Below are 13,477 nucleotides of genomic sequence, written 5' to 3' on the forward strand. Positions count from 1 at the left end.
CAAAGGTCGACATATGCAGGCCCTTTGATCCGATAGATGCCAACCTCGGTTGGCACGTTTGGATTCATCCACGCATGGCGTGGATCTACCGTGTCGACCAAGGTCGACACCCACCAACAGCCGCGTGAACCTGTCAAAGGTCGACATATGCAGGCCCTTTGATCCGATAGATGCCAACCTCGGTTGGCACGTTTGGATTCATCCACGCATGGTGTGGATCCACCGTGTTGACCAAGGTCGACACCCACCATGCGCAGGCCATGCCATTCCGACAGATCGCGAAAAACTGTCAAAGGCGGGGTGGGTCCGGTTGCGGGGGTGTCCGCGGCATGGATGCCGCGGTCAAGCCCCCATGGGTGAGGGCGCTTTGCTTGCGAAGCACTGCTTCGCAAGCGCCCGAACGCACAGCCGCCAGCGGCTGGGCCGGACCGCGGAGCGGGGTTTACGGCGTCCCCCGCAACCGGCCCCCCCCCGCCATCCCACAGGAAGCCAGCTGTTGCTGTTGCTGTTGCTGTTGCTGTTGCTGTTACGTTGAGGTTGCCGGCCAGCGGCCGGCACTACCGCTTCGGCGGGTGCAGGGCGCAGCCCTGCCGCACTCCCCCTCCAAAATGTGAAGGCCGCGCGGTGACGAGTTCACCGCCCCTTCGGCTAACATTCGCCCATGCCGCATACCACCACGACTCCGCCCGCATTGCAGGATGGCGACCTGCTGGCCGCCATCGACCTTGGCTCCAATAGTTTCCACATGGTCATCGCGCGTTACACGCTTGGCCAGCTGCGGGTGATCGACCGCCTGCGCGAAACCGTGCGCATGGCCGACGGCCTGGACGGCAAGGGCGGACTCTCCGCAGCAGCGCGACAGCGCGCGCTGGAGTGCCTGGCCCGCTTCGGCCAGCGCATCCGCAACGTCCCGCCGCATCGCGTGCGTGCACTGGCCACCAACACCGTGCGCCAGCTGCGCTCGCCGCAGGCGTTCCTGATGCCGGCCGAAACCGCGCTCGGGCACGCCATCGAAGTGGTCAGTGGCCGCGAGGAAGCGCGCCTGATCTACCTGGGCGTGGCCCATGCGCAACCGCCCAAGCCCGACCAGCATCGCCTGGTGATCGACATCGGCGGCGGCTCTACCGAGTTCATCATCGGCAAGGGCATGCAGACCCTGGAGCGCGAAAGCCTGCAGGCCGGTTGCATCGCCAGCACCCGTCGCTTTTTCCCAGGCGGCAAACTCAGCAAGAAGCGCTGGAAGGACGCACTGGCCGAGATTGGCCGGGAGTTCCAGCCTTTCGCCAGCAAATACCGCGCGCTCGGCTGGCAGGAGGCACTGGGGTCGTCTGGTACCCACAAGGCCATCAGCGAAATCTGCGCGACGATGAAGCTGAGCAAGGGTGCGATCACCGCCGAGGCGTTGCCGCAGCTCCGCGATGAGCTGTTGAAGGCCAAGAAGATCGACGACATCGTGCTGCCTGGCCTGTCCAGCGATCGCCGCCCGATCATCGCCGGCGGCATCCTGGTGCTGGAGGCCGCCTTCCAGGCGCTGGGCCTGCAGAAGCTGCTGGTCAGCAAGGCCGCGATGCGCGAGGGCATCCTCTATGACATCCTCGGCCGTGCCGGCGACAACGACCCGCGCGATGAATCGGTGGCCGCCCTCACCCATCGCTATGGCATCGATACGGTGCAGGCCGGCCGCGTGCAGGACACCGCGCTGTCGTTGCTGGAGCAGGTGCAGGAGCGCTGGAAGCTGGATGCCGATGACGCACGCATGCTCGGCTGGGCCGCACGCCTGCATGAGCTGGGGTTGATGATCGCCCACAGCGGTTACCACGTGCATGGCAGCTACGTGCTGGAAAACTCGGACATCGCCGGCTTCTCGCGGCAGGAACAGCAGATGCTGGCGACGCTGGTGCGCAATCACCGCCGCGGCATCAGCAAGACCGCCTTCGATGCCATTCCCGAACGCCTGCTGCTGACCGCACGGCGCCTGGCTGCCCTGCTGCGCCTGGCGGTCCTGCTCAACCGCGCGCATGAGGACGCACCGCTGCCGGTGCTGGAACTGACTGCCGACGACAGCCGCCTGTCGCTGATCGTGCCGCAGGACTTCATCGATGCGCGCCCGCTGCTGCGCGCCGACCTGATCGGCGAGACCGAGGGCATCGCTGGACTCGGCATCCAGTTCCGTCCGTTCGTGGTCTGAGCGGGGCGACGGGACGCCGTCTTATCGCCAGCCGGTGCCCGATTACATTTCGTTACAGTTCGCGCAATCGACCGCCCATTCCTGCTGCAACGCAGCAGCTGGCGGTGGCCGTGCTTGCCGGGTCTTCGCGTAAATCCCTGCTTTTGTTCATGTTTTGTGAAAACGCGCGATGTGTAGCGACACAAACCGACATACGCTCTTTACATGGCATTAACCAACGAGACTACTATCGGGTCATCGGCTCGGTCCTGGACCTGTCGATTCCTTCGACGCCCACTTTGGCGTCCTTTGCACGACCCGAGAGAGAGAGCTCGTCATGACTTCACGCACCACCGCACTGGGGCAGGCCATCCGCTACGCCCTGGCAACCACTGCCACCCTGGCCGCCCTGCCGGCTTTCGCACAGAGCGGCAGCACTGCCTCGCCGACCAACCTGGACCGCATCGAGATCACCGGTTCGCGTATCCGCCAGGTCGACGTTGAAACCGCCCAGCCGGTGCTGGCGCTGAGCCGGATGGACATCGAGCGCCAGGGCTTCAGCTCGGTCTCGGACATCCTGCAGAACGTCACCGCGATGGGCACCCCGACCATCAGCCGCGCCAACGTGCTGACCGCCGGTGAAAATGCCGGTGGCACCTACGTGGACATGCGCGGCCTGGGCACCCAGCGCACGCTGGTACTGATCAACGGCAAGCGCCTGGGCATCAGCACCTCCGGCTACCAGGACCTGTCGGTCCTGCCGGTGTCGGCGATCGAGCGCGTGGAGATCCTGAAGGACGGCGCCTCGGCCATCTATGGTTCCGACGCCATGGCCGGCGTGGTCAACATCATCACCCGCAGCAATGTCAGCGGCGTGACCGCCAATGTCTACCACGGCCAGTTCAGCGAGGGTGACGGTGCCCGCGACCGCGTCGACGTGGTTGCCGGCTGGTCCAATGACCGCTTCTCGGCCACCCTGGCACTGGAGCACTCCGAGGAAAAGGCCGTCTGGGCACGTGACCGCGGCTTCAGCCGTTACAGCAACACCGACCGTCACCCGACCGAAGGTTGGACCACGACCAGCCAGTGGGGCCAGTTCACCGGCCTGCGTGGTCCCGGCTGTACGGTCGCGGCCGGTTGCGGCTACTCGCTCAACCGTGGCGCCGACCCGACCAAGCCCGGCAACTACCACCTGACCGATCCGGCCGCGTTCACCGGCGACACCAGCAACACCAACGAGCAGATGCACCTGAGCTATCCGATCAAGCGCGACTCGGTGTTCTTCTCCGGCCAGGCCAACATCACCGACAACGTCCGCTTCAAGACCGAGCTGGGCTACAACAAGCGCTCCTCGACCCGCGTCACCGCTGGTTACCCGCTGGCTTCCAACACGCTGGGCGCGACGGGTGCCGCAGGCAACATGTCCATCGACAGCTACTTCAACCCGTTCGGCAACAAGAACGGCTATGCGACGCCGACGTCGGTGGCGTGGAACCGCCGTACCTGGGAAATGCCGCGCGAAAGCACCAGCGAGCTGAAGACCTACCGCGCCGTCGCCGCTTTCGAAGGCACCTTCGACCTGGGCGAGCGCTACTTCGACTGGGAAGTGGGCTATCAGTACAGCAAGAACGAGCTGACCCAGCACACCACCGGCAACCTGCACAAGCAGCGTGTCATCGATGCAGTGGGCCCGTCCTACTTCAACAACGCCACCGGCAAGGTCGAGTGCGGCAGCGCTGCGGCTCCGAAGGCCAACTGCATGGTGTGGAACCCGCTGGTTCCCTACGGCGTGCAGAACCCGTATGGCCTGGACGGCAACCAGGCGCTGCAGGACTGGCTGTTCCCCGCCGAGAACGCCACGGGTGAAACCACGACCAAGAACTGGTTCGCCAACCTGAGTGGCAGCCTGCTCACCCTGCCGGCAGGCGACCTGGGCTTCGCATTCGGCCTGGAAAACCGCGAAGAGAACGGCAAGTTCATTCCTGATGCCCTGGCCCAGACCGGCGCGACCACCAACCTGGCCGCTGGCCCGACCGGCGGCTCGTACAAGGTGAAGGAAGCCTACCTGGAGTTGAACGTGCCGGTGCTGGCCGACCTGCCCGGCGCGCGTGAGCTGAGCTTCAACGCAGCTACCCGCTACTCCGACTACAACACCTTCGGCGACACCCTCAACAGCAAGTTCGGCTTCAAGTGGAAGCCGATCGACCAGCTGCTGGTGCGTGGCACCTGGGCGGAGGGCTTCCGCTCGCCGACCATCAACGATCTGTACGGCGGCGGCTCGCAGACCTTCCCGACCTTCAGCGATCCCTGCGACAGCGTGTACGGCTCGGCCCGTTCCAACAGCGCTGTGCGTGCACGCTGCGCCCAGGACATTGCCAACATCGATGCGTACCGCCAGCTGGACAGCACCAACAGGCCGACCAGCGGTTCGAGCGCGGCCAGCCCGGTGGCGTTCACCTCAGGCTCCAACCCGGATCTGCTGCCGGAAACCTCGACCAGCCGCACGCTGGGCGTGGTGTGGAGCCCCACCTTCATCAGCAACTTCAACGTGTCGCTGGACTGGTGGAAGATCCGCATCGACAACACCATCGTGTCCGACAGCTCGAACCAGATCCTGATCGACTGCTACGAGCAGAACATCGAGTCGCGTTGCGCGCGCTTCTCGCGTGATCCGGTCACCGGCATCGTCACCGGCCTGAAGTTCGGCAACCGCAATGCGGGCTTCGCCGAGACCGAAGGCTACGACATGGACGTCAGCTACCGTCTGGATACCGACTACGGCAAGCTGAGCACCTCGTGGTCGACCACCTACGTCAGCTCGAACATCTACCGTTCGTCCAATGACGTTGCCACCGTGCCGACCACCACCAACGGCATCGCGGTCAATACTGGCATCGGCTTCCGCGTCCGTTCCAACGCCACCATCGGTTGGGACTTCGAGAACTTCGGTGTGAGCTGGACCGCCCGCTACTACTCCGGTGTCAAGGAGCAGTGCCTGAGCCTGCCGAACCATCCGGACGAGTGCTCCGATCCGGGCGTGTACGCGCCTTGGTACAAGGGCGCCCGCAACTACAACGAACGTGGTTCGGTGACCTTCAACGACGTGCAGGTGCGCTACAAGCTGCCGTGGAACGCCACCGTCTCGGTGGGTGCCAACAACGTGTTCAACCGCCTCGGCCCGGTGATGTACACCAAGCCGAACTCGGTGTACTCCTACTCGGGCAGCTTCGACATCGGCCGCTTCGTGTACATGCAGTACAAGCAGAGCTTCTGATCCTCGCGCTGTCGCACCACCACGACCACGGCCCTTCGGGGCCGTGGTTTTTTTGTGCCGCTGAACTGCGCAGGCACCGCCTTGCCCGGTCGTCATCGCGTTGTCGCAAAGCGGTCATGTCGGCTACATCGCCAGGCCCGAGCATGCGTAAAACCGGAGGCCCGCCATGCGCTATGCCATCGTCACCGAAACCTACCCGCCGGAGATCAACGGCGTCGCACTGACCGTGCAGGGCCTGGAGCAGGGATTGCGCGCCGCCGGCCACGAGGTCGACCTGATCCGTCCGCGACAGGTCAGCGAAGCACTGGATGCGGCGCCGGGCACCCTGCTGGTACCGGGCGCGGCCTTGCCGCGCTACCCTGGCCTGCGCTTCGGCCTGCCGGCACCGATCCGGCTGGGCCGGCACTGGCGACAGCAGCGCCCCGATGCGGTCTACGTGGCGACCGAAGGTCCGCTGGGCTGGTCGGCACTGCGCACCGCGCGCCGCCTCGGCATTCCGGTGGCTACCGGATTCCACACCCGCTTCGACGAATACCTGCCCGACTATGGCGTGGCGTGGCTGCAGTCGGCGGCAATGCGCTGGATGCGCCGTTTCCACAACCAGGCCGACGCGACCCTGGTGCCCACCCGCGAACTGCAGGAATTCCTGACCGACCAAGGCTTCGAGCGCGTGCGCCTGCTCGCCCGTGCGGTCGACAGCCAGCAGTTCGACCCGTCACGCCGCGACCCGGCATTGCGCGAGGAATGGGGTATCGATGGCACGGGCCTGGCGGCGATCTACGTTGGCCGCATCGCCGCCGAAAAGAACCTCGGCCTGGCGGTGAAGGCCTTCCGCAAGCTGCAGCAGGTGCGCCCGAAAGCGCGTTTCATCTGGGTCGGCGATGGCCCGGCGCGCGAGAAACTGGCGCATGAGAATCCCGATTTCATCTTCTGCGGCATCCAGCGCGGCGATGCCCTGGCCCGACACTTCGCCAGTGGCGATCTGTTCCTGTTCCCCAGCCGCAGCGAGACCTTCGGCAACGTGACCCTGGAAAGCATGGCAAGCGGCCTGGCCACGGTCGCTTTCGACTACGGCGCGGCCCGCGAGTACCTGCGCAACGGCGAGAACGGTGCCGCAGTGGATGACGACGAGCAGTTCGTGCAGGCAGCGGTGCAACTGGCTGCCGATGATGCCCAGCGCCGCGGGTTGGGCGGCAACGCGGCACGGGCGATGAAGCGGCTGCACCCGCAGCAGGTGGTGGCGGAGTTCGAAACCCTGCTGGCGGAACTGGCCAGCGCGCGGAGGAGCGGACATGCGCACCACGCCGCTTGAGCTGCTGGCCGGTCGCGAAGCCCGGTTGTGCCGCCGCGCCAACCACTACTGCCGACGTCGCCGCGCGCGGCGCGTCTTTTCGATCATCAGCCGGCTCGGCGATGGCGTGTTCTGGTATGTGCTGATGGGCGCGCTGGTGCTCATCGATGGCTTCGACGGCCTGCGCGCATCAGTGCACATGGCCGCCACCGGCCTGGCCGCGCTGCTGCTGTACAAGGGCCTGAAACGCTGGACCCGGCGGCCACGGCCGTACGCGGCCGACCTGCGTATCCGTGCCTGGGTGGCGCCGCTGGATGAGTTCAGTTTCCCGTCCGGCCATACCCTGCACGCGGTGTCGTTCACCATCGTCGCGCTGGCGTACTACCCTTGGCTGGCGCCGCTGCTGGTGCCGTTCACCTTCGGCGTGGGCCTGTCGCGCGTAGTGCTGGGCCTGCACTACCCAAGCGACGTTCTGGCTGCCACCGGCATCGCTGCACTGCTGGCCTCGGCCAGCCTGGCCTGGCTGCCGTTGCCGGTGTGATGCCCTAGAATGTCCGCATGACCACGCTGTTCATCTCCGATCTGCATCTGGACCCCAGCCGTCCGGCCATCACCGACCTGTTCCTGCGCTTCCTGCGCGAGGAAGCGCCTGGCGCCGATGCGCTGTACATCCTCGGCGATCTGTTCGAAGCCTGGATCGGCGATGACACCCCCTCGGCCGCAGCCGACGCGGTGGCCGATGCGCTGAAGGTACTGTCCGACAGCGGCGTGCCGGTCTTCTTCATCCGCGGCAACCGTGACTTCCTGCTGGGCGAAGACTATGCCCGCCGCGCCGGCCTGCGCATCCTGCCGGACCCGTGCATGATCGAGCTGTACGGCCGCCCGGTGCTGCTGCAGCACGGTGACCTGCTGTGCACCGATGACATCCCCTACCAGCAGTTCCGTGCCCAGACCCGCGACCCGGTCTTCCAGGCGCAGTTCCTGTCGCAGCCGCTGGAAGCGCGTATCGCCTTCGCGCAGAAGGCGCGTGATGCCAGCCAGGCGCGCCAGTCGGAAATGAAGCAGGGCGACCGTGCGCAGTTCGAAACAGTCACCGACGTGGCCCCGGCCGAAGTGGAAGCCACTTACGTGCGCCACGGCGTGGACACGATGATCCATGGCCACACCCATCGCCCGGCGATCCACACCCTGCAGGCCGGCGGACGCAGCTGCACCCGCATCGTGCTGGGCGACTGGTACGAACAGGGTTCGGTGCTGCGCGTGGATGCCAACGGCTGGACCCTGGATACGCTCAGCCGCGCATGATGGATCACAGGATGCCAACCAAGGTTGGCATCTACCAGAGCAGGTGCACGCGCCCTGGTAGACGCCGACCCTGGTCGGCGCCTGGACTCAGCGGAAGGCCGCGATGGTGGCCTTGGTATTGACCAGCACGCGCTGGTTGTCGGCACTGCTGGCGATGCCCATCGGCACGCCGTTGTAGCTGATGTTCGGATTGGACCAGTAGTTCAGCCGCGGGCAGCCGGCCGAGCAGTCATAGGCCATGATCGTGCGCCAGCGCGATCCGCTGGCCGGCTCATAACGATAGCCATGGCCATAGGCATACGGCGACGTGCTCGGATCACTGGCGATGTCGTGCCGTGCGCTCTGCAGGTGGCCGATTTCATGGGCGAACGAGTAGTAGCCGGTGGCGCAATCCCAGTACACCGCAGCAAACGCGGTCGATGCGGTGGAACCGATGCCCGACGCCAGTCCGCAGTAACTGGTGTTGTTGATCAGCAGTACGCCGACGTCGGCGGCGGTGTTGTTGCGGCTGGTGTGGATGCTGTCCATGTAGCCGTCGCTGGTGCCACGGAAGCGCGACAGGTCGGTGGTGAAATTGCCGGACTCGGTGTAGTTGGTGGTTTCATAACCGGCCAGCTGCAGGGTGAGGCCTACATTGCTGTTGGTGTAACCCTGGTTGGATTCGGCAACCGCCAACTGCACCAACGACTGCATGTTGCCACCGTAGGCGGTCACTGCAGCGTTGGTTGCCACCACCAGCACGCGGATGGTCGCCGGGCTGCCTGAGGAGGCCTGCGCAGTGCCGAGGCGATCATTGGCAGGCATGGCGATCTTCGGCAACTGGTTGTAGTCGGCCGGATGATCGGCCGGCATCCGCGATTCATCCACCTCGACCAGCACGTGGCGATTGCCCAGCGGACGCAGACGATAGAGTTTGCCGTCCTTGCGGATCGAGCCGGTGAGGGTATTGCCCGAGCGCACCAGGATCAGCGAATTGCCCGGATCGTCCTGGCCATTGGACGTGGCCGCCTGCAGGCGATCGGACGGCGCGCGCAACTGGCCGTACCAGATGCTGCCACCATCGGGCAGCGCCTCGACCTTGCTGCGAACGGCCTGCACCTTCTGCCCGAGCAGCTCGAATTCCAGCTGCGGCTGCGCGGTGGCGGCAGCATCGACACGCACTTCCTGTACGGCGGCGGTGGACGGGGTGGCCAGCAATCGCCCCAGTGCCGGCTCGCTGGTGGCCGATGCACGGCTGAGCACGGTGACCGGCTCGAACAGCGGCGCCGCATGGGCGGCCGCCGCTACCGACAATCCCAACAACAGACCACCTGTCGCTTTACCTATCGATCTGGACATCATCTTGTCGCTCCTTGAAGTGAAGTGGACAGCGTTGATGCAGCACGACCCGGGGTGCCGGGTCCGGCCATCAGGCCTGCGCAGGGCGTGTGAATTCAATAGACGAGAGGAATGGAAATCCCGATCTGTGATCGACCGCATCTGCGTTCAGTCAGGTCAAAAGCGTCAGTACACTTCGCCAACACACGGCTTTCGCGCTACCGTGACGTGGCCACGACAGGGGATGCACATGGCGCCAGCGCAGCACAGCGGTGACACGACGGCTGATCCGGGCCTGCTGCGGATCGGCCTGTTCTTCGATGGCACCCGCAACAACGCCCACAACCTGGCGCAGGGCCACCGGCAGGTGCCGCGACCGCGCCCCGCCCTGCTCCGCGCCGATGATGATTCGACCTACCAGAGCCGGTTGACCAGCAGCTACGACAACGGCGCCACCAACATCGCGCGCCTGCATCAGTTGTATCCGGACAGCCGGCGCACGCCCGGCAGTACACCTTCGCTGGCGATCTACGTGGAAGGCGTCGGCACCCGCGATGATGCCGAGGACGACCTGATCGGCCTGGCCTTCGGTATCGGCGCCAGTGGCGTGCAGGCGAAGGTGCAGCGTGCGTTGCAGGTGCTGCTGCCGGCGGCACTGACGGCTCTTGCGTCGCAGTGGCGCGCCCCCCTGCACAGCGTGCAGCTGGATCTGTTCGGCTACTCGCGCGGCGCGGCCTCCGCGCGTGATGTGGCCAACCATCTGCGCGGATGGGACGGCGCGCGCTGGCGGCAGCTGCTGCAGCAGGCGGGGCTTTCATGCAGCGCCGATTTCGCCCTGCCGCGGCCGATATTGCGCTTCATCGGCCTGTTCGACACGGTGGTCGCCGTCAACGGCGGCCGCGCCGACGAACACCCCCGCGTCGCCCTGCCCGCAGGCATCGCCGAGGCCGTGCTGCAGCTCAGTGCGCGCGACGAGCATCGCCAGCACTATGCGCTGACCACGGTGGCACCAGCCCATCCCGAAATCGCACTGCCCGGCGTGCACGCCAACATCGGTGGTGGCTACGACCAGGTGGAAGAAGGGCCCAAGCTGCTCAGCCGGCCGCGGCGGCAGCAACTGCGCCGGCCTGGCGTGGAGGACTACCAGACACCGCCCCTGGCACTGCTGCAGGCGACCACCGCGTACGCTGAAGCACAGGCCGACGCCGAACGCTGGCGGCAGCAGCTGGGGTTGAACCCGAAGGAAGTGTGGGTCGATGTCTGGCACCAGTGGCAGCAGCAGCGACGCGCGGGCAGCCGCAGCGTGCTGATGTCGCCGGTGCTGTACGTCACCGCTGCGGTGGTGCTGCACCGGCGCATCGATTGGCGCTACCAGCTGGTTGCGCTGCAGGTGATGCAGCAGCACGCCATCGATGCCGGCGTGACCTGGACTACCGACGCGGCCAAGGTGGCGGGTTGGGAACTGCCCGGCGCGTTGCAGCCGATCGCGCGCCGCCTGATTGCCGGCCAGCCGTTGACCCCGACGCAGGAAGCGTTGCTGCGCCGCCGTTACCTGATGCAGTCCGCACACTGGAATTTCGATGCGCTGGGCGATACCGCCCTGACCTACACCGCCGACGCCGGTGTCAGCGAACTGCCGTATCGCCCTGGGCCGGGGCTGTTCTACATCAACCGGCCGACGGTGGAGGGCAGACGCGTGGTGCTGCCGAACGCATGAGAACCAAAAAGGGGACGGAGGGAATCCCGCCGTTTGTGGCACAAACGACTTGATTCCCTCCGTCCCCTCTTCTTTCAACCCGCCTGTTCGACCAGGTTGGCGAGCTCATCCGCATCGAACCCGGCCAGCAGGCGTGCCTCGATATTGAACGGCCCATGCAGGTAGCCACCGGCATACTCGACCAGCAGTTCCTTGAAACGCACTCGTGGCTCGACGCCGGCGCGCTCGCAGTACCAGCGGAACCAGCGCGATCCGGCGGCAACGTGTGCGACTTCCTCGCGCAGGATCACCTCCAGCACGTCGGCGGTTTCGCCATCGCCGACGTTGCGCAGCTTGTCGATCATGCCCGGCGTCACGTCCAGCCCGCGCGCTTCCAGCACGCGCGGCACCAGCGCCATGCGCGCCAGGCCGTCGTGCGCGGTCTTCTCGCACATTTCCCACAGGCCGTTGTGCGCAGGGAAATCGGCGTACTCATGGCGATGTGCCAGCAGACGCTCGCGCAGCAGCATGAAGTGGCGCGATTCGTCGTCGGCGCAGCTCACCCAGTCGGCATGGAACGCAGCTGGCAGACCGCGGAAGCGGTACACCGCGTCCCAGGCCAGGTCGATCGCATTGAGCTCGATATGCGCGATGGCATGGATGAACGCCGCACGCCCTTCCACCCCGCCCAGGCCGCGCCGGGGCACTTCACGCGGATGCACCATCACCAGCTGCGGCGGCCGGCCCGGCATGCGGATCGGATCGGCCGGCGGTGCATCGGCCGGTACGTTCAAGCGGCCGGCGCGGAACGCGGCAGCGTAGGCCTGGGTCAGTGCGACCTTGCGCAGCGGATCGGCTTCGGCCAGGCACTGCTGCGCGGCGCGCAGCAGATTGCCGCCGACGTCAGGCACGTCGATCACCGCATGGACCTCAGGCGCGGCGCTTGTGCTTGGCGTCGTCCGAACGCAGCTGCTGGATGCGTTCGAAGTAGCCCGGCTCGATGCCCGTCGGGTAATGGCCGTTGAAGCAGGAGGAATCGAAGTTGCGCAGCGCCGGATTGCCTTCGCTCACCGCCGCTTCCATGTCTTCGATGTCCTGGTAGATCAGCCAGTCACAGCCCAGGTGCGCTTCGATTTCCTCGATGCTGCGGTTGTGCGCGACCAGCTCTTCAGCGGCCGGCATGTCGATGCCGTAGATGTTGGGGTAACGCACCGGCGGCGCGGCGCTGGCCAGGTAGACCTTGCGTGCGCCGGCGTCACGCGCCATCTGCACGATCTGCTGGCTGGTGGTGCCACGCACGATCGAGTCGTCCACCAGCAGCACCACGCGGTTGCGGAATTCCAGGTGGATCGGGTTGAGCTTGCGGCGCACCGACTTCACCCGTTCGCCCTGCCCCGGCATGATGAACGTGCGGCCGATGTAACGGTTCTTGATGAAGCCTTCGCGGTACTTCACCCCGAGCACGTTGGAGATCTCCAGCGCGGCATCGCGCGAGGTGTCCGGGATCGGGATGATGGTGTCGATGTCGTGGTCCGGGCGCAGGCGCAGGATCTTCTCGCCCAGCTTGATGCCCATGCGCATGCGCGCCTTGTGCACCGACACGTTGTCGATCATCGAATCGGGGCGTGCGAAATACACGTACTCGAAGATGCACGGGGTGTGTTCGGCCGGCTCGGCGCAGATTTCCGAGAACAACTCGCCGCGCGCGGTGATCACCAGTGCTTCGCCCGGCTGCACGTCACGCACGCGTTGGAAGCCCAGCACGTCCAGCGCGGCCGACTCGGAGGCAACAATGTATTCGTCACCCTCGGCATGGCTGCGCTTGCCCAGCACCAGCGGGCGGATGCCATGCGGATCGCGGAAAGCGACCAGGCCCAGGCCCAGCACCACGCTGACCACCGCATAGCCGCCCTTGCAGCGGCGGTGCACGCCGGCAACCGCGCGGATGGCGGCTTCCGGGCTGAGCTGGCGCTGCTGTTCCAGTTCGTAGGCGAACACGTTCAACAGCACTTCGCTGTCCGAATCGGTATTGACGTTGCGGCGGTCCTGCTCGAACACCTGCTGGCGCAGGTCCTCGGTGTTGATCAGGTTGCCGTTGTGGGCCAGCGCGATGCCGTACGGCGAATTGACGTAGAACGGCTGTGCCTCGTCCATGCCTTCCGAACCGGCGGTCGGATAGCGCACATGGGCGATGCCGACGCTGCCTTCCAGGGTGGACATGGTGCGTGCATCGAACACATCGCGGACCAGGCCGGTGGCCTTCTGCACCCGCAGGCGGCTGCCGTTGACGGTGGCGATGCCCGCCGCGTCCTGGCCGCGATGCTGGAGGACGGTCAAGCCGTCATACAACTGCCCGGCGACGTTCTGGTTGCCGACGATTCCGACGATGCCACACATGATGCGAGGTCTCCGCTGGGCTGTGCCCAG

General features: G+C 65.9%; 9 protein-coding genes. 6 read left to right on the plus strand and 3 right to left on the minus strand.

Annotated features, from left to right (window positions below; all coding sequences use genetic code 11):
* The first annotated feature begins 661 nt into the window (after positions 1-661).
* The 5 genes from ppx to lpxH all read left to right on the plus strand — a co-directional run bounded on the left by ppx (position 662) and on the right by lpxH (position 8,037).
* Entirely contained in the window at positions 662-2,188 is a 1,527-nt protein-coding gene (gene ppx / locus AC3WTC_RS16745; RefSeq protein WP_025878116.1) for an exopolyphosphatase, read from the plus strand.
* Positions 2,189-2,504: 316 nt separating this feature from the next.
* Positions 2,505-5,441, plus strand: coding sequence for a TonB-dependent receptor domain-containing protein (locus AC3WTC_RS16750; RefSeq protein WP_025878114.1), 2,937 nt, complete (start codon positions 2,505-2,507; stop codon positions 5,439-5,441).
* A 166-nt stretch (positions 5,442-5,607) separates the two neighbouring features.
* Positions 5,608-6,753 (plus strand): glycosyltransferase family 4 protein, encoded by a 1,146-nt coding sequence (locus tag AC3WTC_RS16755; RefSeq protein ID WP_080149941.1) that lies wholly within the window; start codon positions 5,608-5,610, stop codon positions 6,751-6,753.
* On the plus strand, positions 6,734-7,273 hold the full coding sequence (locus AC3WTC_RS16760) for a phosphatase PAP2 family protein (protein ID WP_059066104.1): 540 nt from the start codon (positions 6,734-6,736) through the stop codon (positions 7,271-7,273). The genes AC3WTC_RS16755 and AC3WTC_RS16760 overlap by 20 nt, the downstream gene beginning before the upstream one ends.
* 17 nt (positions 7,274-7,290) lie before the next feature.
* The gene (gene lpxH / locus AC3WTC_RS16765; RefSeq protein ID WP_025878109.1) at positions 7,291-8,037 is read left to right on the plus strand and encodes a UDP-2,3-diacylglucosamine diphosphatase; all 747 of its coding nucleotides are present in this window, start codon (positions 7,291-7,293) and stop codon (positions 8,035-8,037) included.
* 87 nt (positions 8,038-8,124) lie between these two features.
* Here lpxH and AC3WTC_RS16770 read toward each other — a convergent pair whose 3' ends face one another.
* Positions 8,125-9,378 (minus strand): zinc-dependent metalloprotease, encoded by a 1,254-nt coding sequence (locus tag AC3WTC_RS16770; RefSeq protein ID WP_025878107.1) that lies wholly within the window; start codon positions 9,376-9,378, stop codon positions 8,125-8,127.
* A gap of 226 nt (positions 9,379-9,604) precedes the next feature.
* Here AC3WTC_RS16770 and AC3WTC_RS16775 point away from each other — a divergent pair, with 226 nt between their 5' ends.
* Positions 9,605-11,071, plus strand: coding sequence for a T6SS phospholipase effector Tle1-like catalytic domain-containing protein (locus AC3WTC_RS16775; protein ID WP_492712017.1), 1,467 nt, complete (start codon positions 9,605-9,607; stop codon positions 11,069-11,071).
* Between the two features lie 74 nt (positions 11,072-11,145).
* Here AC3WTC_RS16775 and AC3WTC_RS16780 read toward each other — a convergent pair whose 3' ends face one another.
* A complete protein-coding gene (locus tag AC3WTC_RS16780) occupies positions 11,146-11,970 on the minus strand; it encodes a ferritin-like domain-containing protein (RefSeq protein WP_483021807.1) in 825 nt (274 codons plus the stop codon).
* A gap of 10 nt (positions 11,971-11,980) precedes the next feature.
* Entirely contained in the window at positions 11,981-13,447 is a 1,467-nt protein-coding gene (gene purF, locus AC3WTC_RS16785; protein WP_025878104.1) for an amidophosphoribosyltransferase, read from the minus strand.
* Positions 13,448-13,477: the final 30 nt, after the last annotated feature.

The organism is Stenotrophomonas sp. FW305-C-20-S1, from assembly GCF_058783335.1.